This window comes from Micromonospora sp. NBRC 110038 (assembly GCF_020884815.1).
In the GTDB taxonomy this organism is placed as follows: domain Bacteria; phylum Actinomycetota; class Actinomycetes; order Mycobacteriales; family Micromonosporaceae; genus Micromonospora; species Micromonospora haikouensis.
On the sequence record NZ_BBOL01000011.1, the window covers coordinates 91417 to 114646 of the forward strand.

Below are 23230 nucleotides of genomic sequence, written 5' to 3' on the forward strand. Positions count from 1 at the left end.
GGGGCGGGGCGAGCAGGACCGGGGCTAGCGGGTCGGGCGGATCTCGATGCCCACCTCGGCCGACAGCGCGGCGGCCATCGCCGCGACCGGGGCGCGGACGCCGGTGAAGTGCTCGAACTGGCCGACCGCCTGGGCGACCAGCAGGTCCAGCCCGGACACCACCCGGCAGCCGGCCGCCTTGGCCGAGGCGGCGAGGGGGGTGGGCCACGGGTCGTACAACGCGTCGAAGTAGACCGCGCCGGGCCGCCACCAGGCGTGCGCCGCGATCGGGTCGGCGACGCCCTTCGGGACGGTGGAGACGACCACGTCGGCGTCGGTGTGCCCGGCCGCGTCGGCCCAGTCGGCACCGGCCAGGCGCAGGCCGAGCGCGTCGGCGGCCGGGCGCAGCTCGTCGATGGCCGACGCGCGACGGGCCACCACGGTCACCGTGCCCGAGCCGAGGCGGGCGGCGGCGGCCAGGGCGGCCCGCGCGGTGCCGCCCGCGCCGAGCACGGTGAACCGGGCCCCCGGCGGCACGCCGGCCGCGCCGAGCAGCTCGATCATGCCGGCGGCGTCGGTGTTGTCCGCGTACCAGGAGCCGTCGGGGCGGTGGACCAGCGTGTTCGCCGCGCCCATCGCGGCGGCGACGGGCGACACCTCGGCCGCGAGGGCGAGGGTGGCCTCCTTGCAGGGCATGGTCACCGACAGCCCGGCCCACTCGGGGCCGAGGCCGGCGACCATCGCCGCCAGCTCCGCCTCCGCGCACTCGATCGTCGTGTACGACCACCCGGCGAGGCCGGCGGCGGCGTAGCCGGCGTTGTGGATCACCGGGGAGAGGGAGTGACTGATCGGCTTGCCGACCACCGCCGCCCTGTAAACCGACACGTCACTCCCTCATCCAAGGTTCCGAACTAGGGAAGCGTAGCCACCGTCGAGCAGTTGCCGACACCGGTGCGGCAGATCCGGTAGGAGTAGCCGGAGCGCGCAAAACCCGCCCAACCCTCGGTCGCGGTGCAGATGGAGTTGCCCTTGTAAGACCAACTGCTACTGCTGGGGGCCCGCTCCTGCCAACGCGCGCAGTGCCCGTCGGTCAGCGTGTCGGTGGCAAAGAGGTCCCAGTCACCATTCTTGATGTAGACAGCACGTCCCGACGCGCCGGTGGTGCTCTTGGTGATCTCGGCCGCCTGGGCCGGCACCGCTGCGAAAGCGAGCACCACCGCGGTGCCCGTAGCGACGATTCCAGCCCTCGTGGCCCATGCGTTCATCTTGATCAAAGCCCGCTCCCCGTCCGTGTAGTGACTACCGTCCGTCAGAGCGTAGGGATCCATCAATAGCTCATCAAGGTGATTATCGATGCAGACCCAACCCGCGACGGTCCGGCCCACCCGTTGGGCGGACCGGACGATCCCTCGGCAACTCAGATGATTCCGGCCTCTTCCGCCTTCCTCTGATTGCGGAGCTGCTCCTCGTACGTCTCGGCAAAGGCGGAGTGCCCCTGCCTGTCGATCGCCACGAAGTAGAGCCACTTACCGGGCGGCGGGTCCATTGCCCCCTCCATGGCCTGCTTGCCAGGGTTGTTGATCGGGCTGGGGATCATCCCGCGCAGCTTGCGGTTGTACGGGTTCTTCTTGTCGTCCAACTCGGCGTCGGTCATGTCCTTCGACGTCTTGGTCTTCTGCCCGGTCAGCTCCAGGTAGTAGTTGACCGTGACGTCCATCTCCAGGCAGTTGCACGGGAACTCGCCGTACACCCGGTTGTAGGCCACCCGGGCGACCTTGCCGAGGTCGTCCTTGTTGCCGGCCTCGGCCTGGGCGAGGGACGCGACGATCAGCGCCTCGTACGGGCTGATGCCGCCCCGCTCCTCCTGCACCCGGTCGGCGAACTTCATCTCGCCGGTGACGGTGAGGAAGTTCTGCACCATCGTCGACAGCAGGATCTCGGCGGTGGCCTTGGGCGGGATCTCGTACGTGTCCGGGTAGAGGAAGCCCTCGACCGACTTCTTCGCCGGCTTGCCGTCGGTGCGCTTGAACCACCAGTCCGGCACGCCGAGCCCTTCCGGGTCCTTCGCGGCGGCCTCGAACTCCTTGACCGGGATCTTGGTCTTCTCCGACAGCAGCTTGTAGATGTTCTTGGCGGTGCGGCCCTCGGGGATGGTGACCTGGTTGGTGATCTTGTTCTTCAGGTCGAGCAGCATGACCAGGGCCTGCTCGCCGCTCATCTGCTTGCGCACCTTGTAGGTGCCGGGCTGGATGTTCTTGCTGCGCGAGTTGGCCTCGGCCGCCTCGATGAACGCCTTGGCGCTCTTGACCACCCCGGCGTCGTAGAGCGCGACGGCCATGTCGGCGATCAGCGCGCCCTGCTTGATCTCGACGGTCACCTCGCCCGTGCCGGCCCCGTCGTAGTCGGGGGTGACGAAGTAGCTCTGCACCCGGTCGAAGCCGTAGAAGGCCCCGCCGCCGATGACGCCGAGCAGCACGAAGGCCATCAGCAGGGCGAGCGCGGTCTTGCCCCCGCTCCCGCCCGACTCGCCCTTGCGCTTGCGTACGTAGCTGCGCCGGTGCTTGCCCTTGTCACCACTCCGTTCCGACTCGTCGAAACCGAGGTCCAGATCGTCGATCATCGCGTCCGCCTCCGCTGCGCGTCCAGCCAGCTCTGCAGGATCTCGACCGCGGCGGCCTGGTCGACCACCGCGCGTTGGCGCTTTCCCCGGACGCCACGCTCGGCAAGCCTACGAGAAGCCACGACCGTCGACATCCTCTCGTCGGTGAGCGTTACCGGAACGGGCGCTATTACGTCAGCCAACCGGTCAGCATACGCCTTCACATTCCGGGCGGCCGGGCCGTGCTGGCCGGAGAGGTTGACCGGTAGGCCGACGACCACCTCGACGCACTCGTGCTCGGCGATCAGGGCGACGAGCTCGGCCATGTCGCTGGGCACCGCATCCTCGGCCGTTGTCAGGTCCCGGGCGAGTGTCACCAGCGGGGTGGCCAGCACCCCGTGCGGGTCGGACCGGGCGACCCCGACCCGCACCTGCCCCACGTCGACGCCCAGCCGGACACCGTGCACCGTTTCGGTCATCTTCCGTTCATCCTGCCCTGAAAGACCGTTCATCCTGCCCTGAAAAGACCGTTGTCCGCCCGGAAGCGGTTTTCGTCCTGCCCTGGAACGGGTCAGGGCGGACCGTGACGGCCCGCCCTGACCCGACGTGCGGCGCGCTACGCGTCGGCGATCGCCTGCTCGACCGTGGCCAGCAGCTTCGGCGCCTCGGCCGCCGGCAGGCCGCCGCCCTGGGCCAGGTCGTCGCTGCCGCCGCCCCGACCGGAGAACGCCGCCTTGACCAGGTCCTTCGCCGCCAGGCCCCGGCTGCGGGCCGCCGCGTTCACGGCCACCACGAGGGACGCCTTGCCGTTCGACCGGGCCGCCACGGCCACCACGGCCGGCCGCGCCGGGTCGATCTTGCCGCGGATCTCCTGGGCCAGGGTCCGCACGTCGTTGCCGGCCGCGCCCTCGGGCGCCTCGGTGCCGACGTACGCCACCCCGCGCACGTCCTTCGCCTGCCCGGCGAGGGCCGCCGCTCCGCCGAGCACGAGCTGGGCGCGCAGCTTCTCCAGCTCCTTCTCGGCGTCGCGGAGCTGGGTGACGGTCTGCTCCACCCGGTCGGCGACCTGGTCGCCGGGGACCCGGAACAGCTCGGCGAGCCGGGAGACCAGCAGGTGCTCGCGGGCCAGGAAGCCGAACGCGTCCATGCCGACGAGCGCCTCGATGCGGCGTACGCCCGAACCGACCGACGCCTCGGAGAGGATCTTGACGAGGCCGAGCTGGGCCGAGCGGGCCACGTGGGTGCCGCCGCACAGCTCCCGGGCGTAGTCGCCGACCTCGACGACCCGCACCCGCTCGCCGTACTTCTCGCCGAACAGGGCCATCGCGCCGATGCGGCGGGCCTCCTCCTGGCTGGTGACGAAGGCGTGCACCTCCAGGTCGGCCAGGAGCACCTCGTTGACCTGCTGCTCCACGTCGTGCAAGACGCTCGGCGACACCCCGGTCGGGGTGTTGAAGTCGAACCGCAGCCGGCCCGGCGCGTTCAGCGAACCCGCCTGGGTGGCCGACTCGCCGAGGAAGTTGCGCATCGTCTGGTGCACCAGGTGGGTGGCCGTGTGCGAGCGGGAGATGGCCCGCCGCCGAGTCACGTCGATCTCGGCGTACCCGGTCTCGCCGGCGCGCACCTCGCCCCGGACGACGCGGGCGCGGTGCACGATCAGGCCCGGCACCGGCTGCTGCACGTCGAAGACCTCGACCTGGCCGCCGCCGACGGTGATCAGGCCCTGGTCGGGCTGCTGGCCGCCGCCCTCGGCGTAGAAGGGGGTGGTGTCGAGCACCAGCTCGACCGTGTCACCCTCGGCGGCCGCGCCGACCTGGTCGCCGCCGGAGAGCACGGCGCGGACCCGGGACTCCCGGTTCAGCTCCGTGTAGCCGGTGAACTCCACCGGCCCGCCCGCGTCCAGCACCGACCGGTACGCCGACAGGTCGGTGTGCCCGGTCTTGCGCGCCCGCGCGTCGGCCTTGGCCCGGGCCCGCTGGTCGGCCATCAGCCGGCGGAAGCCGTCGGCGTCGACCTGGAGGCCCTGCTCGGCCGCGATCTCCAGGGTCAGGTCGATCGGGAAGCCGTAGGTGTCGTGCAGCTGGAACGCCTTGTCGCCCGACAGCGCCGGCTTGCCCGCCGACTTGGTCTCGGCGATCGCCGTGTCCAGGATCGTCGTCCCGGCGCGCAGCGTCGCCAGGAAGGCGTCCTCCTCGGCGTACGCGTACTGCGAGATCCGGTCGAACTCGGCCGCCAGCTCCGGGTACGACGGGGCCATGCAGTCCCGCGCCACCGGCAGCAGCTCGGGCAGCGCCCGGTCCTGCCAGCCGAGCAGCCGCACCGCCCGGATGGCGCGGCGCATGATGCGGCGCAGCACGTACCCGCGCCCCTCGTTGCTCGGGGTGACCCCGTCGCCGATCAGCATCAGCGCGGTGCGCACGTGGTCGGCGATCACCCGCAGCCGCACGTCGTCGGGGTGCGACTCGCTGGCCACGTGGCCGGAGTGCGCGCCGTACCGCTTGCCGGTCAGCTCGGCGGCGCGCGCCAGGATCGGCCGGACCTCGTCGATCTCGTAGAGGTTGTCGACGCCCTGCAGCAGGGACGCCATCCGCTCCAGGCCCATGCCGGTGTCGATGTTCTTCTTCGGCAGGTCGCCGACGATCTGGAAGATTTCCTTGCTCTGCACGTCGTCGATCTGGAACTGCATGAAGACGAGGTTCCAGAACTCCAGGTACCGGTCCTCGTCGACCTCCGGGCCGCCCTCGCGCCCGTAGGCGGGGCCCCGGTCGTAGTACAGCTCGGAGCACGGGCCGGCCGGGCCGGGGATGCCCATCGACCAGAAGTTGTCCTTCTTGCCCCGCCGGACGATCCGCTCGGCCGGCATGCCGACGGAACGCCAGATCTCGGCCGCCTCGTCGTCGTCGAGGTAGACCGTCGCCCAGATCCGCTCCGGGTCCAGCCCGAAGCCGCCCTCGGCGACCGACTTGGTGACCAGGTCCCAGGCGAGCGGGATCGCCCCGGCCTTGAAGTAGTCACCGAAGGAGAAGTTGCCGTTCATCTGGAAGAACGTGCCGTGCCGGCTGGTCTTGCCGACCTCGTCGATGTCCGGGGTGCGGATGCACTTCTGCACGCTGACCGCCCGGGAGTAGGGCGGGGTGTGCTGCCCCAGGAAGTAGGGGACGAACTGCACCATGCCGGCGTTGACGAACAGCAGGTTCGGGTCGCTGATGGCGGGCAGCGGAGCGGACGGCACCACGGCATGGCCGTTCGCCTCGAAGTGGGCGAGATACCGCCGCTTGATCTCCGCCGTCTTCATCGCTGGTGCTCCTCCGGAAAGATCTCTCGGTCGCCGATGCGCGGGTCCTCCCGCAGCTCGGCGAACTGGTCGTCGAACGCCTCGCCCCGGGCGAACGCCTCGTGGATCTCCTGCTCGCGCTCGGCCATCCCGATCCGGACGTCCTCCACGAAGCTACGCAGCGACTCCACCAGACCGCCAGCGGATTGCGACAGGCCACCGGCGATGCCGGCCGGCGTGTACGCGTGCGCGGCCTGGGTCGCCTTGCGCACCACCACCACGCCGACGGCCAGCCCGATGCCCAGCCAGAACAGGCGCCTCATGATCTCATCCCTCCGTCGCCGGCCGGCTCAGGCGTTGCCGCGCTTGGCGGCGCGGCGCTGCTGCTTGATGGTGTCGCGCACCTCGCGCTCGGTCTCGGCGTGCCGGCGGGCGGCGGCGGCCCGGCGTACGCCGTAGCCGAAGGCGGCCACCTTCACCAGCGGGTTCGCGGCGGCGGCGGAGACCACGGTGGCCAGGTTCGCCACGTTGGCGGTGACGTTCTGGGCGTGGGTGGTCATCGTGTCCACCTTGGCCAGCTGGAGGTTGACCCCGTCCAGCGAGACCTGCACCTGCTCCAGGGCGGTGTTGACGTTCTTCACGGTGGTGTTGACGTCACCGAGCAGGGGCGCGGTGCGGTCGTTGAGGTCGTTGATCATGCGGGTGGCCGCGTCCACGGTGTGCCGCAGCCGCAGGATGGGCAGCGTCAGGATCAACACGAGCATCGCGAACGCGATCGCCGCGATCAGCGCCGCGACCTCTCCAAAACTCACGCCTGTCCTCCTCCAGCAGAGTTCCGGGGCCCGACGCCCCGGAACGCGCGACCGTCATACCCACACCGTCGTACGGCGACCCGCCCCGGGTCAGCGGGGGCAGGCGGGCCTACCAGCCCCAGACCCTACCGTCAGTGATGAAACCCGGCTCACGACGGTGACGGTGTCGGCGTCAACTCGCCGAGCGGATCCTCGCTCAGGGTCGGGAAGGGATCCTCGCCGGTGAGCGACGGGTCGGTGCTCGGCTGGGGCCGGGTCCGCTCGTCGTCGATGGCGTTGCGGACCTTCACCGACACCAACGACCCATTGCACTCCCCCGCTGCGGGGGGCGTGGCCAGGGACGTCGGCGCGGGCTCCCCGTCGATCGGCGGCGGGACGCAGGTCGGCTCGCGTACCCACAGGTCGAGGGTCAGCTCGTCGCGACGCCAGCAGGTGTAGTCGCCCTTCGCCGGCTGCTCGGGGCAGCGGGTCACCTTCCACTGCTGCCAGCCGGACTCGGTCAGGGCCCGCTCGTAGGCCCGCGCCGTCTCCTCGACCGGCCGCTGCGACTCGACGGTGCGCTCGCGCAGCCGGCACTCCTCCACACACCAGCGGCTGCCGCTGACGTTGTCGACGGTCTTCGTGGCCGCCCAGCCGGGCACGTTCAGCCCGTCGAGGGTGTCGAAGACGGGGTCGCGGCTCAGCGTACGGATGCCGAAGTAGAGCGGCAGGGCACCCAGCAGCACCACGCTGACCAGCGCGAGCACGCCCATCCGCAGCCGACGGCGTTCCCGCATCTGCCGCCGCAGCTCCGACCGGGCGCCGCGCAGGCCACCCGACGCGTCCTCGTCCGCATCGTCCGGGTCGTCCGCGTTCGCGGCCCGGCGCAACTGGGCCGCCCCGGCAGGCTCCGCGCCGCCAGGGCCGGGGCCGGATGCGTCGCCGCCCGGACGGACGGCGGGGCCCGGGCCGAGCCGGTGCACCTCCAGGCCGGGCCGGTGCTCCTGCGGGCCGGACCGGTCCGCGTCCGGGCCGGGCCGGGCCGGGGGCGCGTCGACGGCCGGCACCACGGCGGCGGCCCGGGCCACCGCGGGCGGCTGGTCGGGGCGGACCACCGACGCCGCACCGGCGGCCGGCTCCGGCGGACGGTGGTGCGGGTGCGCCTCGCCGGGCCCGCCCGGCTGCGCCGGCGGCACGGGGCCGGGGCCGCGCTGCGGCACCGCCGCGCTGCCGGAGTCGCGTTGCGGCGGGGCCGCGCGGCCGTCGGCTTGGTCGGCCGGCCGCTCGCCCGGGCGACCGGGCGGGATCACCACCCGTGCCACGCCGGGCTGGTGGGGGCCGGCGGTCGGTGCGCCGGGCGGCGCGGCCCGGCCGGCGGGACCCCCCGGCGGCGTCGCGCGCCCGGCGGGACCGGACGGAGGCACGTCCCGGCCAGCGGGACCGGACGGAGGTACGGCGGGGCCGGACGGAGGCGCGGCCCGGCCGGCGGGGCCGGACGGCGGGTGGACCGGGCCGGCGCCACCGGGCCCGGGAACGACCCGGCCGGCGGCGGGACCACCGGGTGGGGTGGCTCGACCGGGCGCGGTGGGGGCCGCCGAGGCCCGGGCGGTCGGCCCGGACTCGGGGGCGGAGCCTGCGGGCCGAGGGACGGCGGCAGCCTCGGACCGGGGATCCGGGCTGGAGCGGGGGCCGGCACCGGGCCGAGGGCCGGACCCGACCGGCGGGGCCTGCGGGCGGCGCTCCTCCGCCGGCCCGGGACGCAGTTCACCGGTGCGCGGATCCACCGCAGGGGGCCGCAGCTCACCCGTACGCGGGTCCACCGGTGGCCGGCCCACCTCGCCCGTACGCGGGTCCGCTGCCGGACGGCGGCCTCCCGCACGGGGATCTGCCGGCGGACGGGGTTCCCCGGTGCGTGGGCCCGCGACCTGCGGACGGGACGGCGCCGCCGCCCGGCCGGTGGGCAGTGGGACCGGCTCCTCCGCCGGGTCGACGGGCGCGGTGGCGGGCCGGGCCCTGCCCATCGGGGCTGCCGGCCCGGCACCGGTGCCGTGCGGCGCCCCGGTGCCCCGGCCGCCGTCACCGGGCCGGTGGCCCGGCTCCCCGACCGGCGGCGCGACACCCGGTGGCGGCGCGGGCACGCCCGCCCGGTTGACCATCGGCATCGCGGTGTCCGTGTGGGTGCCCCGACCGGCCTGGCGCAGCCACTCCGCCGGACGCTGCGGCCGGTCGCCCCGGCCCTGCGGGGGGCCGCCCGGCTCGACGGGGCCGGGGTACCCGGCGTCGACGGGGCCGGTCGGACGGTGCGACGTCGCCTCGCCCGGGTCCGCCTCGGGCTGGGCCCGGCGGCGGCCGGGCTCCCGGCCTGCGGCCGCCGGCCCCTGGGCGACGGCCGGATCCGCGCCGGTGGGGCCGTTGGGCACCCCGGGCACCTCGGGGGCGTTGCCGCTGAGCGGGACGATCGGCGGCTGCTCCTCGGCGGCCCGCCGGCGACCGACCGGGCCGGGCACGGGCGCGACCGGCCCGGCGGTGCCACGACCCGTCGGCTCGTCCGCGGCGGGTGCGGCGGGGCCGCCGGGGCGCTCGCCCGCCGGCCCGCGCCGGGGCCCGTCGCCGGGAGGCATCGGGGCCGGGTAGGGCGGGCCCGCGGGCCCCGGCGCGGCGCGGTGCGGCCCGGACGGCGGAGCCGCGGCCCGACCGGCCGGAGGCGGCGGGCTGACGGCCCGGCCGGCAGGCGGCGGCGGGGCAGCGGCCCGGCCGGCGGGAGGTGCCGGGGCGGCGGCCCGGCCGGCGGGAGGTGCCGGGGCGGCGGCCCGGCCGGCCGGGGGCGACCCGGCGGGGACGACCGGCCAGTCGCCGGTCGAGGACTGACCAACACGCGCGGGCGGGGCCACGGGTGCTCCGGGTGGACCCAGCGGGCGGGGGCGCTGCCCGGGTGCACCGGTCGCCGACGCCGAGGGTCCGCCGGCCCGCTCGCCCGCCGGTGCCGCCGCTCGGGGCAGTTCGCCGGACGGTTCACCGTCGTCGCGCGGACGCCGGGGCGCGGCGTCCGCCGGGTACGGGGCCCGGGCGGGCTGACCCGCCGGGTACGGCGGCCCGGACGGTTGACCCGTCGGGCGGGGCGGGACCGACGACTGGGCCGGCCCCGGCATCGGCCCGGCCGGCGGGGCCGACGGCCCTGCCGGCGGCTGCGCGGGGCCCTGCGGTGGCCGGGCCGCCTGCTGGGGAGCCCGGGGCGGTTCCGCCGAGCCGTGCGGCGGGCGGTTCGGCTGGTGGGGCGGCTGCGGAGGGCCCTGCGGCAGGAGGTGCGGCGGTGCGGCCTGCGGCGGGCGGGGCGGCTCGGCGGGCCCGGGGCGGCGGGCCGGCTGCGGCGAGCCGGGCCACGGGCCGTCGACCGGTCGCGGACGCGCCGGACCCGGTTCGCCGCCGCGCGCCGGGGCCGCAGGCGCGGTCGGAGCCTGTCGTGCCTGCGGGTCGGGCTGGTCGGGCGGCGGGGCCTGCCCCGGCGCGCCGCCGGGCCCCAGCTCGCCGCGCTGCTGCTTGGCGGAGCGCAGGTCGTCGATCCAGCCGAACTCCTCGCCGGCCACCGGCTCCTCGGGCTCGCTGTCGGGTCGGCCCCGGCCCCACCGGCGCCCCTTGGGGCGCGGCTCGCGCCGCTCCTCGGGGCCGTCCTCCGGTCGCTCCGAACCACGGGATCTCACTGCTGACCCTCCCCGACGGCGCCCGTGCCGTCCTCGTCCGCCGCGCTGGCGTGCCCGTTGCCCGACGGGTGGCGGCCGTTCCCTGCCGGGGCGGGTTCGTCCGGACGCGCCGGGGCCGGCAGCCCCCGGACGATCCGGCGCAGCAGGGGCAGCCGGGCGGCCACCGCCCGCTCCGCACCGTGCCCGCTGGGACGGTAGTAGTCGGCACCGACAAGATCGTCGGGAGCGTACTGCTGGGTGACCACTCCCCGGGGGTCGTCGTGCGGGTAGCGGTAGCCCGTGCCGTGGCCGAGCCCCCGCGCGCCGGAGTAGTGGGCGTCGCGCAGGCCGCGCGGGACCGGTCCGCCCCGGCCGGCGCGGACGTCGGCCGTGGCGGCCCCGATCGCGGTGGTCGCCGAGTTGGACTTCGGCGCGGTGGCCAGGTGGATCACGGCCTGGGCGAGGTTGAGCTGCGCCTCGGGCAGGCCGACGAACTCCACGGCCTGCGCGGCGGCGGTGGCCACACCCAGCGCGCCCGGGTCGGCCATCCCGACGTCCTCGCTGGCGAAGATGACCAGGCGGCGGGCGATGAACCGGGCGTCCTCGCCGGCCACCAGCATCCGGGCCAGCCAGTGCAGCGCCGCGTCGACGTCGGAGCCGCGCATGCTCTTGATGAAGGCGCTGGTCACGTCGTAGTGCGCGTCGCCGGCCCGGTCGTAGCGCACCGCCGCGACGTCCACCGCCTGCTCGGCGGTGGCCAGGTCGATCCGGTCGACGCCCAGCGCCGCCGCCGAGGCAGCCGCGGCCTCCAGGGCGGTCAGGGCCTTGCGCACGTCGCCGCCGGCGAGGCGGACGAGATGGTCCTCGGCGTCGGCCTGGAGGGTGAACGCGCCGGCGAGGCCGCGCGCGTCGGTGACCGCCCGGCGCAGCAGGTCGCGCACGGCCGCGTCGTCCAGCGGCTGGAGGGTGAGCAGCACGCACCGCGACAGCAGCGGTGAGATGACCGAGAAGTACGGGTTCTCCGTGGTCGCCGCGAGCAGGGTGACCGTCCGGTCCTCCACCGCGGCGAGCAGCGAATCCTGCTGGGTCTTGCTGAACCGGTGCACCTCGTCGATGAACAGGACGGTCGGCGGGCCCCCGGAGCGGCGCTGCCGGCGGGCGGTGTCGATCACCGCGCGGACGTCCTTGACCCCGGCGGTGAGCGCCGACATGGCCACGAAGCGGCGGTCGGTGGCGTTCGCCACAAGGTGGGCGATCGTGGTCTTCCCGCAGCCGGGCGGCCCCCAGAGGATCACCGACATCGGGGTGGCGCCGCCGACGAGTTGGCGCAGCGGCGCGCCCGGCGCGAGCAGGTGCTGCTGCCCCACCAGCTCGTCGATGCTGGCCGGGCGCATCCGGACGGGAAGCGGGGAGTCGGCCCCCACGGGGGTGAAGCCGTCGACGCCGACGGCACCCGTGGGGGCGCTGTGCGCCCCGGCGGGTGCGCCGAGGGAGAAGAGAGCGTCGGACTCCATCACGAAGACAGTACCGGGCCGGGTCCGCCGCGCCGGAACTGCGCTGCGGGCCCGGCCCGGTTAGATCATTTACGGTCAGCCGCGGCCGGGGCGGCGGCCCCGGTACCAGCGGCCGCCACCACCGCCGCGCGGACCGCTGCCCACGCCGGCCAGGTAGAGGGAGAGCAGCAGCAGGCCCAGCATCAGCAGGGTGTGCACGTTGAACAGGTCCGGCGCGCCGAAGTCGGTGTCGAGCAGGTCGAGCAACAGGGCGAAGCCGAAGACGACGGCCGCGAGAATGGCGAGCATGACGGTCCTCCGGTGGGGGTTCCCAGTAGGTCGCCGCGTGATGTACCCAATCGGTCCGATCGCCAATCTCCACGGTGGACCGGGCTCGCCTGCGCGACGGTGGGTCACCGCCCGCTCGCCCGCGGTGCAGGAACGGGCTCCCTGGAAGCGGCGGGGGCGGGGGTGGGATCGGCAACGGCGGGGGCGCGACCGGCCCGCCAGGCGGGCAGGTACAGCGGGGCGGCCATGGCGAGCACCACCGCGCCGACCAGCATCGCCGCGCTGACACTGGTGTGCTCGGCGAGGGCCGTCAGCGTCAGCGCGCCGAGCGCACCGGCCGGCTGGGCCACCATCGAGTTGAGCGAGAGCACGCTGGTGCGGTACGGGCCGTCGACCTGGCGGTGCAGCAGCCCCATGTGCAGCGGGTTGGACGCGCCGTGCACGGCGTAGCAGGCCAGGTAGGCGACGATCACCCCCACCGGGCCGGCGAGCAGGCCCATGCCGACCACGGTCGCGCCCTGCAGGATCCGCAGCAGCCCGGCGGCCGGCGCGGCCCCGATCCGGCGGGACAGGAGCGGGATGAGCGCGGCGCCGAGGGCGTTGGCCAGCCAGGCCGCCGAGCTGGCCGGGCCGAGCAGCGCGGCGGCCCGGTCGGCGTCGCCGACCACCTCGGCGAGGCGTACGGGCAGCAGCGTCTCGAAGGTGACCATGCCGAAGCCCCAGAACAGCTCGACCGCGACCAGGGCGAGCAGCACCCGGGAGCGGCGCAGCAGGCCCACCGCCTGCCCGACCATGCGGGGGGCCGCCGCCACCGAGGCGCGCAGGGCCGCCGGCCCCCGGGCGGTGCGTGCCTCCCGGAGCAGGACCAGCAAGGCGACCAGCAGCACGGCCTGCAGCACGATGGCGGCCAGCACCGGCAGGGTCAGCGCGCTGACCGGCCCGACCGGGCCGAGGGCGACGAGGCCGCCACTGAGCAGCGCGCCCGCGCCGATGGCGAGGCCGATGACGGTGCCGGCGTGGCCGAGGCCGCGCTCGTACTCGGCGTCGGGGTCGGCGGCGAGGGTGGCGTCGACGTACCAGGACTCCAGGGGGCCGCTGTCGAGCGCGCGGTAGACGCCCTGCAACGCCCAGGCCAGGAAGAACAGCCAGAACGAGTGCGCCACGGCGAAGACGGCGAACGAGACGAGGCCGACGGCCCAGGCCGCGGCGAGCACCGGCTTGCGGCCGAGCGCGTCGGCGAGCCCGCCGGTCGGCAGCTCCAGCGCGAGGACGATGAGGCCCTGCGCGATGCCGGCCAGGCCGATCTGGGACAGCGACATCCCGCGCTCCTGCATCAGCAGGATCATCACCGGGATCATCAGGCCGCCCGGCAGCCAGCGCAGGCCGTACAGGACCAGGTAGCGGACGTGGACCTGGCGTACGGTCAGCGCGGTCACGGCTTGTCCTCGTCGGGAAGCGGGGCGGCGTCGGAGATCGGGGCGGCGAGGCGCAGCTCGGCCAGCATCGGGTAGGCGGCCAGGTAGATCTGCACCTGCTCGGCGCCGGGCGCGGCGGGGTCGGCCTCCGCGCGGTAGCGCTCGAAGACCGCCCAGAGCTCGTCCTTGAGGGCCTGGAGGCGCTCGGGCGGAACGGTCATGAACACGTCGCCCATGCCGAACGCGTCGCGCCAGGCCGGCGGCCACTCGTGCCGCCGGGCGAACCACTGCTCGGCGTGTTGCGTCAGGTAGCGCACCTGGTCGCCCTCGATCCACTCGATCGCGGCGCGGGCGTCGGGGTCGTCGTCGTAGTCGCTGGGCTCCCACTGGGTCACCTGGTGCGCGGCGCGCCAGTAGCGCTGCCGCCCGGTGCCCAGCTCCGGGTCCTCCACGACGAGGCCGACCTCGGCGAGCTGCCGCAGGTGGTAGCTGGTCGCGCCGGTGTTGGTGCCGAGCGTCTCGGCGAGGTCGGTGGCGGTGGCGGGGCCCTTCACCCGCAGCGCCCCGACGAGGCGCATGCGCAGGGGGTGGGCGAGCACCCGCACCTGCCGGTGGTCGAGCCGGACGGTACGCGGCGCGGGCCGCGCCGCCCCGTTCTCCGAGGTTTCCGAGACGTTCTCCATGGCATGCACAATAACTGTGCACAGAAGTTGTGCACAACATCTGTGCAGAGTCGGGGATGCGGCGGGTCGGTTCAGCCGAGCAGCTCGTGCACCCCGCGCAGGCGGGTGCGCAGCAGGCCGGCGGCGCGGGAGCTGTCGAGGCGTACCTCGACGGGGCGGACCAGGCCCGACGCGGCGCTCGTGGCGGTGCGCAGGCCGCCCGGGTCGAGCCCGAACCGCCGGGCCACCAGCAGCCCCAGCTCGGCGCGGCTGACCGCGTCCGGCCCCGCCACGTTGAGCAGGCCGGCGTAGTCCGACGCGGCCAGCTCCAGCACGGCGGCGGCCAGGTCGCCCACGTCGACCGGGCAGCGCAGCTCGTCGGTGAACAGGGCCCCCCGGCCCGCGAGGGCGGCCAGGCAGAGCCGGACCTGCTTGCTCCGCTCGTCGCCCACGATCAACGAGGTACGCACCAGCGCAGCGCCCGGGTCGACCGCCCGCACGGCGGTCTCCGCCGCCGCCTTCGCCGCCCCGTACGCGAACACCGGCGTCGGCACGTCGTCGTCGGCGTACGGCTCGGGCCGGCCGGCGTGCAGCGCGTCACTGGACAGGTGCACCAGCCGCGCCCCCGCCTCCGCGGCGGCGTACGCCACGTTCGCCGCGCCGTCGGCGGTGACCGTCCAGTCGTCGTACCGGTAGGGGGTGCTCACCACGGCGGCCGGCCGCACCTCCGCGACCAGCGCGCGCACGGCGGCCCGGTCGGTCACGTCGAGCCGGCGCGCCTCGACGCCGGCCGGCGCGCCGGGGTTGGCGTGGTACGTGCCGACCACCCGCTGCCCCGCCGCGACGGCCCGGCGGCACACCTCGCCGCCGAGGTACCCGCTGGCACCCACCACGAGCAGCGTCACGCCCCCGCTTCCTCCCGCCGGCCGGCGGACGGCCGCCGAAGCGCCGCCCGCCGGGATCGCCGCTCGCTCAGACCGGGTCGGCCACCGGGGCGGCCGGGCCGGCGGTGCCGGCGTGCGCGCCGGTCGGGGCCTTCGGCTTGGCGTCGATGCCCGCCTCGGCGCGCTGCTGCGCGGTGATCGGCGTCGGCGCGCCCGTCAGCGGGTCGAAGCCGCCCCGGGTCTTCGGGAACGCGATCACCTCGCGGATCGAGTCCGCGCCGGCCAGCAGCATGCAGACCCGGTCCCAGCCGAACGCGATGCCGCCGTGCGGCGGGGCGCCGTACTTGAACGCCTCCAGCAGGAAGCCGAACTTGTCCTGCGCCTCGGCGGGGGTGATGCCGAGCAGGTCGAACACCCGCTGCTGCACGTCGCCCCGGTGGATACGGATCGACCCGCCGCCGATCTCGTTGCCGTTGCAGACGATGTCGTACGCGTACGCCAGCGCCCGGTCCGGTGCCTCCTCGAACCGGTCCACCCACTCGGCGTTCGGCGAGGTGAACGGGTGGTGCACGGCCGTCCAGCCGCCCTCGTCGGTCTTCTCGAACATCGGGGCGTCGACCACCCAGCAGAACGCCCACGCCGACTCGTCGATCAGCTTCGCCCGCTTGGCGATCTCGATGCGGGCCGCGCCGAGCAGCTCCTGCGCCTCCCGGGCGTCGGCGCTGGCCGCGAAGAACACCGCGTCGCCGGGCTTCGCGCCGACCGCGTCGGCCAGCCCCGCCAGGTGCTCCTCGGAGAGGTTCTTCGCCACCGGGCCCCGCGGCGCGCCGGTCTCGGCGTCGAGCACCACGTACGCGAGGCCCTTCGCGCCGCGCGCCTTCGCCCAGTCCTGCCAGCCGTCCAGCTCCTTGCGGGTCTGGCCCGCGCCGCCCGGCATGACGACCGCGCCGACGTAGCCGCCCGCGTCGATCGCCCCGGCGAACACCCGGAACGCCGTGCCGCGCAGGTAGTCCGTCAGCTCGGTCAGCTCCACGCCGTAGCGCAGGTCCGGCTTGTCGGAGCCGTACCGGGCCATCGCGTCGTGCCAGGTGATGCGCGGGATGGGCCGGGGGATCTCGTAGCCGGCCAGGTCGGACCAGAGCGCCGACACGATCGCCTCGCCGAGGTCGATCACGTCGTCCTCGGTGACGAAGGACATCTCGATGTCGAGCTGGGTGAACTCCGGCTGCCGGTCGGCGCGGAAGTCCTCGTCGCGGTAGCAGCGGGCGATCTGGTAGTAACGCTCCATGCCGCCGACCATCAGCAGCTGCTTGAACAGCTGCGGGGACTGCGGCAGCGCGTACCAGCTGCCCGGCTGGAGCCGGACCGGGACCAGGAAGTCGCGCGCGCCCTCCGGGGTGGACCGGGTCAGCGTCGGCGTCTCGATCTCCAGGAAGTCACGCTCGTGCAGCACGCCCCGGGCGAGCTGGTTGGCCCGCGACCGCAGCCGCATCGCCTTCGCCGGGCCGCCCCGGCGCAGGTCCAGGTAGCGGTACTTGAGCCGGATGTCGTCGCCGGCCTCGACCTGGTCGTCGACGGGCAGCGGCAGCGGCGCGGCCTCCGAGAGCACCTCCAGCCCGCTCGCGGTCACCTCGATCTCGCCGGTGGGCAGCTCCGGGTTCTCGTTGCCCTCGGGCCGGCGGGTCACCTCGCCGGTCACCTTCACGCAGAACTCGTTGCGCAGCGCGTGGGCGTCCTCCTCGCGGAAGACCACCTGCACGACGCCCGAGGCGTCGCGCAGATCGACGAAGATGACACCGCCGTGGTCGCGCCGGCGGGCGACCCACCCGGCGAGCGTCACCGTGGTGCCGGCGTCCGTCGCGCGCAGGCTGCCGGCGTCATGGGTACGGATCACGGCTTGCGTCTCCTCATCGTCTGCGTTCGGTCTGCCCTCGCATTCTGTCAGGGTGCCCCGCCCCCTGCCGTCACCGGGCGCGGTTGGGGGTAAGGAGGGGCCCTTGTCAACGCTTTCTGTTGTACAAGGGACCCCTGCTAACCCGTCCCGCGCCGTGGGAGCGCCGCCGATGCGCCGCCGGAGCACCGCCGAGCGGCCGACCCGCCCCGCGCCGCGTACGGTGTGCCGGATGCGTGTCGTACCCCCGTGGGCCCTGCTCTCCGCCGGCGCGGCGCCGGTGTTCCTGGTCGGCGGCTGGCTGCTCGGCGCGGCCCGGCAGCCCGGCGGGTTCGACCAGGTCTCCGGCACGATCAGCGCGCTCGCGGCCGTCGGCGCGGCCGACCGGTGGATCATGACGCTCGGCCTCGTCGGGCTCGGCCTGTGCCACTGCGTGACCGCCGCCGGGTTGCGGCCGCTGGCGGTCGGGGGGCGGGCGCTGCTCGCGCTGGGCGGGGTCGCCACGCTCGCGGTGGCGGCGTTCCCGCTGCCGGCCGACGGCGGCTCGGCGCCGCACGCGCTGGCCGCCGCCGTAGCGTTCGGCGCGCTGGCCGTCTGGCCGGCGTTCGCCCCCGCCGGCACCGGGGGGCCACGGGCCGGCCGCCCGCGCGGGGACGCGCTGCGCCCGGGAGGCGGGCACCCGGCTCACCACACCCACGGGCGGGCCGCCTGGGCCGCGCTTGCGGTGGGGCTGCTGGTGCCGGTGGCCTGGTTCGCGATCGAGCTGGCCACCGGCGGGGAGCGGATCGGCCTGGCCGAGCGGGTGGCCGCCGGCGCGGAGGCGCTCTGCCCCGCGCTGGTCGCCGGGTGGCTGAGCCGGCGCTGACCACGGCGCGGTCGCTACGGCTCGTCGGCGGGGAGGAGGTGGGCGACGTGGACGTCGCCCTCGGTGAGCGCCCTCGCCCGCTCCTCCGCCGCCCGGTCGGCGCCGGTGAGCCGGCCGCCGTGCTGGCGCAGGTGTTCCTCCCAGGACGGCACCTGGTACACCTCGACGAAGCCGTGCGCCCGCTCCCCCGCCCGGAACAGCCCCCAGCGCATCGCCCCGGTGCGCCGCCGCGACCGGCCCACCGCCCGCATCGCCTCGACGAAGGCGTCCTGCCGCTCGGGCGGCACGGTGTAGGAGACGGTCACCAGCACGGGCCCGGTGCGCGGGTGCGCGTCCAGCATCAGGTGCGGCTCGGGCCAGTAGACGGCCGGGTTCCGGTCGACCCCGCGGGTGTCGCGCAGCGGCCACAGCGGCACGGTGAGCGCGGCGACGGCCATGGCCGCCCCGGCCACGGCGAGCGCGGTGACCAGGCCGGCGAGCTCGCCGAGCGCGCCCCAGGCGAGGGCGCCGAGCGCCTGCCCGCCGGCGAAGACCATCTGGTAGACCGACAGCCCCCGGGCGCGTACCCAGCCGGGGAGGAAGAGCTGCATCGCGGCGTTCACGGTGGACAGCACGGTCATCCAGGCCAGCCCGGCGGGCACCAGCGCCGCCGTGACCAGGGCCGGCACGGGCACGAGGGCGAGCACCAGCAGCGCCCCGCCGTAGACCAGCCCGGCGACGAGGAGGAGCTGGCTGGCGGTGAGCGCCCGGCGCACCCGGGGCAGCACGAGCGCGCCGGCGACCGCGCCGACGCCGAGCGCGGCGAGCAGCACGCCGTACCCGCCGGGGCCCAGGCCGAGGCGCTGGCTGGCCACCAGCGGCAGCAGCGCCCACAGCGCGCTGCCGGGCACCACGAACAGCGCGGCCCGCAGCAGGATGCGGCGGACGACCGGCGAGTGGCGCACGTACCGGCCGCCGGCGCGCAGCGCGGCGGTGAACCGCTCCGGCATGGCCGGGCCGTCGGGGCGGTCCGGCCGCCAGCGCAGCAGCGCCCCGGCGAAGATCGCGAAGGACGCGGTGTTCACCGCGAAGACCACCGCCACCCCGGCCTGGGCGACCAGCACGCCGGCCACCGCCGGGCCGACGGAGCGGGCCAGGTTGACGCTGATCGAGCCGAGCGCGGAGGCGTTGACGAGCTGTTCCCGGGGCACCAGCTCCGGGATCACCGCCTGCCAGGCGGGCAGGGTGAGGGCCTGGCCGACGCCGAGGGCGAAGGTGAGGGTGAGCAGCAGGGCCGGCGGCATCCGGTCGGCGGCGGTGAGCGCGGTCAGCAGCACCCCCACGGCGGCCAGGAAGCACTGCACGCCGATGAGCAGCCGACGCCGGTCGAGGGTGTCGGCGAGCGCGCCGGCCGGCAGGGCCAGCAGCAGCACCGGCAGCATGCTCGCGGTCTGCACGAGGGCGACCAGGGTGGGGGCGTTGGGTTGGTCGACCAGCAGCCACTGGGCGCCGACGGTCTGCATCCAGGTGCCGACGTTGCTGGCCAGCACGGCCAGCCACAGGCTGCGGAACACGGCGAGGCGCAGCGGGGCCCAGGCCGACGCGGGCGGGGCGGAAGGCGGTGTGGCGCTCACCGGGCGCAAGGTACCCCGGTTCGGCCCGCCCAGTCGATCCGCGCGCGGATCCCGCCCGACCGGGCCGCCGGTCCCGGCCTCTTCCGGCTCCGCCGGGTGCCGGGGTACGCCGGAAGCGGGCCGCCGGAGGCCGGCGACCCGCTTCGCGAGGGCGCGGTGGATCAGATGATGCTGACGCCGTAGACGCTGAGCGCCTCGGTGACCGGCTGGAAGTAGGTGGTGCCGCCGCGGGTGCAGTTGCCGCTACCGCCGGAGGTGAGGCCGATGGCGCTGGTGCCGCTGAACAGCGAGCCGCCGCTGTCGCCCGGCTCGGCGCAGACGTTGGTGCGGATCAGGCCGGAGACGGAGCCCTCGGCGTAGTTCACCGTGGCGTTGAGCGCCCCGACCGTGCCGCCGCGCAGGCCGGTGGTGCTGCCGGAGCGTTGCACGCTCTGGCCGACGAACGCGTTGGCCGCGCCGGTGACGTCCTGGTAGCTGCCGTTGTAGAGGGAGACGTTGCCGGTCGCGTTGGCGGAGTTGCTGTGCCGGACGATGCCGTAGTCGTTGCCCGGGAAGCTGGTGCCGGCGCGAGTGCCCAGGACGCTGGTCTGGCCCGAGTTCGAGTACCAGGTCGAGGCGATGTTGGTGCAGTGCCCGGCGGTCAGGAAGTAGGTCACGCCGGAGCTGCTGCGCACGTTGAAGCCGAGCGAGCAGCGGCCGCCGCCGGCGGCGTAGATCGCCTGGCCGCCGGAGATGCGGGTGCTCAGCACGCCGGCCTCGGCCTCGATGCGGACGGCGCCGCCGGTCCGGGCGGCGGCGGCCTTGACGCGCTCCAGCTTGGCGCCGGTGACGGTGCTGTCGACGGAGACGACGACCTGGTTGGTGACCGGGTCGGTCCACCACGCGGTGCCCGGGATCTTCGCGGAGCGCTCCAGCTCGGCGGTGGCCCGGTCCAGCTCGGCGGCGCCCCGCTTGACGAGCTTGGCGATGGCGCCGGAGGCGCGGACCTGGCGGGCGGCGGCCGCGTCGGTCACGGTGACGACCATCCTGCCGCTGGCGTCGGCGTACGTGCCGGCGGAGCGGTCACCGAGCCGCTCGGCCAGGGTGGCGGCGGCGTCGGGCGAGGCGGCGGGGGCGGCCTGGGCGGGGGCGCCGATCAGCGCGGTGGCGACCAGGGTGCCGGCGGCGGCGACGGACACGGCGCGGAGGAGCGTTGACCTCGTGGGTCGCATGTAACAACCTCCCGGAAGGGGGTGAACGGGTCGCGCCGGGGGTGACGGACCCGAGGACCACCGGCCGGAGCTGGGGTGAACCGGCCGAGTGAACTGAAGTATTCACATACTTGGATTCACTCGCAAGACCCGGCTTCGCCCCGTTTCACCCGAGCCACCCGCCACCCCCGTTCCGGGGGACGGGTCAGCGGGCGGCGGCCAGGCGGGCCGCGCGGGCGTCGCGCTTCTCCTCGAAACGGGACGCGTGCACCTGGAGGGTGTCCAGGTGGGCGGCAATCTGGTCGCGGGCGGCCTCGCCGTCGGCGTTCAGCCCGGTCACGTTGAAGATGTCCCACTGCCGCAGCACCGGGACGACCACCTCGTCGCGGTGCTGACGCAGGTCGTAGATGCCGGCCAGGGCGATCGCCACCGATTTGCGGGCGAAGCCCTCGATGCCCACGCCGGGCATCTGGAAGTCGGCGAGGACCTCGGCGATGGCCCGCATCGCCTGGCTCGGGGCCACCTCCAGGGCGGCGGCGAGCAGGTTGCGGTAGAAGACCATGTGCAGGTTCTCGTCGGCGGCGACGCGGGCCAGCAGCGCCTCGCACACCGGGTCGCCGGCCACCCGGCCCGTGTTGCGGTGCGAGATCCGGGTGGCCAGCTCCTGGAACGACACGTATGCCAGCGAGCGCAGCATCGAGTCGTCGTGGGAGTTGGTGTAGCCGGCGGTCATGTGCACCATCCGGGCCCGCTCCAGCGCCACCGGGTCCACCGCCCGGGTCACCGTCAGGTAGTCGCGGATGGCGGTGCCGTGCCGGCCCTCCTCGGCGGTCCACCGGCCCACCCACGTCCCCCACGCCCCGTCCGGGCCGAAGAGGGTGGCGATCTGGTGGTGGTACGAGGGGAGGTTGTCCTCGGTCAGCAGGTTCACGATCAGTGCGGTGCGCGCGATCTCGGGGATCGTCGAGTCCTGCGGCGACCACGCCTGCCCACCGAGCGGGCCGTCGAAGGTGCGCCCCTCGCTCCACGGCACGTACTCGTGCGGGAACCACTCCTTCGCCATCGAGAGGTGGCGGTCGAGGTTCTTCGCCACGACGGGTTCGAGCTCGACGAGCAGGGCGGTCTGGCTGAGTTCGGTCACGAGGTTCTCCCTACGGTGGCGTAACTTACGCCACCGTAGGTCTTCCGCGCCGTACGCGCCAGTAGCGCCCGGCCCGCGCGGCGTCCCCTCAGCTCACCAGGGGCGACAGGTCGGCCCGGGGCGGGGTCCACTCCCCGGCCGCCGCGACCACCTGCTCGCCGGAGCGGATGTCCTTCACCTCGTCGGGCGCCCCGTCGGCGCCGGGGAACCACACGTACGGGATGCCGCGCCGCTCGGCGTGCCGGATCTGCTTGCCGAACTTCGCCGCGCTCGGCGCGACCTCCGTGGGCACCCCCCGGCGGCGCAGCGCGTCGGCGACGGCGTTGCTCGCCGCCCGCCGCTCCTCGCTGGTCACCGCGACCAGCACGCACGTCGGCACGCTGCGGGACACGGTGAGCGCGCCCGCGCCGAAGAGCAGCCCGAGCAGCCGGCTCACCCCGATCGAGATGCCGACCCCGGGGAAGGACGCGCCACCGGCGCTGACCAGGTTGTCGTACCGGCCGCCGGAGCAGATCGAGCCGAACCGCTCGTAGCCGGCCAGCGACGTCTCGTAGACGGTGCCGGTGTAGTAGTCGAGCCCGCGGGCGATGCGCAGGTCGGCCACGCACAGCCCCGGGGAGTGCGCGGCGGCCGTCTCCACCACCGCGACCAGCTCGGCGACGCCCTCGTCGAGCAGCGGGTGGGTCACCCCGAGGCCGCGCACGGCGTCGGCGAACGAGGCGTCCGGGGCGGAGATCTCGGCCAGGGCCAGGCACGCCTTGGCCTGCGCCTCGCTCGCCCCGGCCGTCTCGGCGAGCAGCTCGGCCACCTTCGCCGGGCCGATCTTGTCGAGCTTGTCGACCGCGCGCAGGGCGGCCTCCGGGTCGGTCAGGCCGATGCCCCGGTAGAACCCCTCGCAGATCTTGCGGTTGTTGACCTGGATGGTCACCGGCGGGATCGGCAGCGACCGCAGCGCGTCGCCGATGACCAGCGGCATCTCCGCCTCGTAGTGCGCGGGCAGGGTGTCCCGGTCGACGATGTCGATGTCGGCCTGGAGGAACTCCCGGTAGCGCCCCTCCTGCGGGCGCTCGCCCCGCCACACCTTCTGGATCTGGTAGCGGCGGAACGGGAACTGGAGCTTGCCGGCGTTCTCCAGCACGTAGCGGGCGAACGGCACCGTCAGGTCGAAGTGCAGGCCGAGGGCGTCGTCGCCGGCCGGGCCGTCGGCGTCGGCCTGGAGGCGGCGCAGCACGTAGACCTCCTTGGAGGTCTCCCCCTTGCGCAGCAGCTGATCGAGGGGCTCCACGGAGCGGGTCTCCAGCGGCGCGAAACCGTACAGCTCGAAGGTGGCGCGGATCCGGTCCAGCACGAACTGCTCGATCATCCGCTGCGCCGGGGTCCACTCGGGGAAGCCGGAGATGGGCGTGGGCTTGCTCATGACGCTCCGTTCAACACCCGCGCCGACGGCGCGGGGAAGGTCGAGGCGCGG

Annotated in this window: 19 protein-coding genes; 1 reads left to right on the forward strand and 18 read right to left on the reverse strand. The window is 75.0% G+C overall.

The window, feature by feature from the left end:
* Positions 1-24 precede the first annotated feature (24 nt).
* The 14 genes from LPU61_RS28900 to aspS all read right to left on the reverse strand — a co-directional run bounded on the left by LPU61_RS28900 (position 25) and on the right by aspS (position 16956).
* A complete protein-coding gene (locus LPU61_RS28900) occupies positions 25-864 on the reverse strand; it encodes a shikimate dehydrogenase (protein ID WP_255700254.1) in 840 nt (279 codons plus the stop codon).
* Between the two features lie 26 nt (positions 865-890).
* Positions 891-1244: a hypothetical protein gene (locus tag LPU61_RS28905; RefSeq protein WP_043969383.1), complete on the reverse strand. Its 354-nt coding sequence runs from the start codon at positions 1242-1244 to the stop codon at positions 891-893.
* A 152-nt stretch (positions 1245-1396) separates the two neighbouring features.
* Positions 1397-2599, reverse strand: a complete 1203-nt coding sequence (mltG, locus tag LPU61_RS28910) for an endolytic transglycosylase MltG (protein ID WP_229406735.1) — start codon at positions 2597-2599, stop codon at positions 1397-1399.
* Positions 2596-3057 carry a Holliday junction resolvase RuvX gene (gene ruvX, locus LPU61_RS28915; RefSeq protein WP_043967933.1) on the reverse strand — a complete coding sequence of 154 codons (462 nt, stop codon included), beginning with the start codon at positions 3055-3057 and terminating at the stop codon, positions 2596-2598. Before ruvX ends, mltG begins: the two co-directional genes overlap by 4 nt.
* Positions 3058-3194: 137 nt before the next feature.
* Positions 3195-5873, reverse strand: coding sequence for an alanine--tRNA ligase (alaS, locus tag LPU61_RS28920; protein ID WP_043967928.1), 2679 nt, complete (start codon positions 5871-5873; stop codon positions 3195-3197).
* Positions 5870-6175, reverse strand: a complete 306-nt coding sequence (locus LPU61_RS28925) for a hypothetical protein (protein ID WP_043967926.1) — start codon at positions 6173-6175, stop codon at positions 5870-5872. The genes alaS and LPU61_RS28925 overlap by 4 nt, the downstream gene beginning before the upstream one ends.
* A gap of 27 nt (positions 6176-6202) precedes the next feature.
* On the reverse strand, positions 6203-6664 hold the full coding sequence (locus LPU61_RS28930) for a DUF948 domain-containing protein (RefSeq protein WP_043967924.1): 462 nt from the start codon (positions 6662-6664) through the stop codon (positions 6203-6205).
* Between the two features lie 149 nt (positions 6665-6813).
* Positions 6814-7416, reverse strand: coding sequence for a hypothetical protein (locus LPU61_RS28935; protein ID WP_374199728.1), 603 nt, complete (start codon positions 7414-7416; stop codon positions 6814-6816).
* A gap of 2921 nt (positions 7417-10337) precedes the next feature.
* Positions 10338-11834, reverse strand: coding sequence for a replication-associated recombination protein A (locus tag LPU61_RS28940; RefSeq protein WP_308102616.1), 1497 nt, complete (start codon positions 11832-11834; stop codon positions 10338-10340).
* 75 nt (positions 11835-11909) lie between these two features.
* On the reverse strand, positions 11910-12122 hold the full coding sequence (locus tag LPU61_RS28945) for a hypothetical protein (protein ID WP_043967919.1): 213 nt from the start codon (positions 12120-12122) through the stop codon (positions 11910-11912).
* A 104-nt stretch (positions 12123-12226) separates the two neighbouring features.
* The gene (locus tag LPU61_RS28950; RefSeq protein WP_229406736.1) at positions 12227-13537 is read right to left on the reverse strand and encodes an MFS transporter; all 1311 of its coding nucleotides are present in this window, start codon (positions 13535-13537) and stop codon (positions 12227-12229) included.
* A complete protein-coding gene (locus LPU61_RS28955) occupies positions 13534-14199 on the reverse strand; it encodes a helix-turn-helix transcriptional regulator (RefSeq protein WP_229406737.1) in 666 nt (221 codons plus the stop codon). The genes LPU61_RS28950 and LPU61_RS28955 overlap by 4 nt, the downstream gene beginning before the upstream one ends.
* Positions 14200-14270: 71 nt before the next feature.
* On the reverse strand, positions 14271-15083 hold the full coding sequence (locus LPU61_RS28960; protein ID WP_229406738.1) for a sugar nucleotide-binding protein: 813 nt from the start codon (positions 15081-15083) through the stop codon (positions 14271-14273).
* A gap of 67 nt (positions 15084-15150) precedes the next feature.
* Positions 15151-16956, reverse strand: a complete 1806-nt coding sequence (aspS, locus tag LPU61_RS28965) for an aspartate--tRNA ligase (protein ID WP_074478700.1) — start codon at positions 16954-16956, stop codon at positions 15151-15153.
* A 229-nt stretch (positions 16957-17185) separates the two neighbouring features.
* Between aspS and LPU61_RS28970 the strand changes: the two genes are divergently transcribed.
* Positions 17186-17818 (forward strand): DUF998 domain-containing protein, encoded by a 633-nt coding sequence (locus LPU61_RS28970; protein WP_043967911.1) that lies wholly within the window; start codon positions 17186-17188, stop codon positions 17816-17818.
* Between the two features lie 14 nt (positions 17819-17832).
* Here the strand turns inward: LPU61_RS28970 and LPU61_RS28975 are convergent, their stop codons facing one another.
* The 4 genes from LPU61_RS28975 to hisS form a co-directional block, all read right to left on the reverse strand.
* A complete protein-coding gene (locus tag LPU61_RS28975) occupies positions 17833-19431 on the reverse strand; it encodes an MFS transporter (protein ID WP_229406739.1) in 1599 nt (532 codons plus the stop codon).
* A 161-nt stretch (positions 19432-19592) separates the two neighbouring features.
* A complete protein-coding gene (locus tag LPU61_RS28980) occupies positions 19593-20642 on the reverse strand; it encodes a S1 family peptidase (RefSeq protein WP_043967906.1) in 1050 nt (349 codons plus the stop codon).
* A 184-nt stretch (positions 20643-20826) separates the two neighbouring features.
* Positions 20827-21762, reverse strand: a complete 936-nt coding sequence (locus LPU61_RS28985; RefSeq protein ID WP_043967903.1) for an acyl-ACP desaturase — start codon at positions 21760-21762, stop codon at positions 20827-20829.
* A gap of 88 nt (positions 21763-21850) precedes the next feature.
* Positions 21851-23179, reverse strand: a complete 1329-nt coding sequence (gene hisS, locus LPU61_RS28990; RefSeq protein WP_077939383.1) for a histidine--tRNA ligase — start codon at positions 23177-23179, stop codon at positions 21851-21853.
* Between the last annotated feature and the right edge of the window lie 51 nt (positions 23180-23230).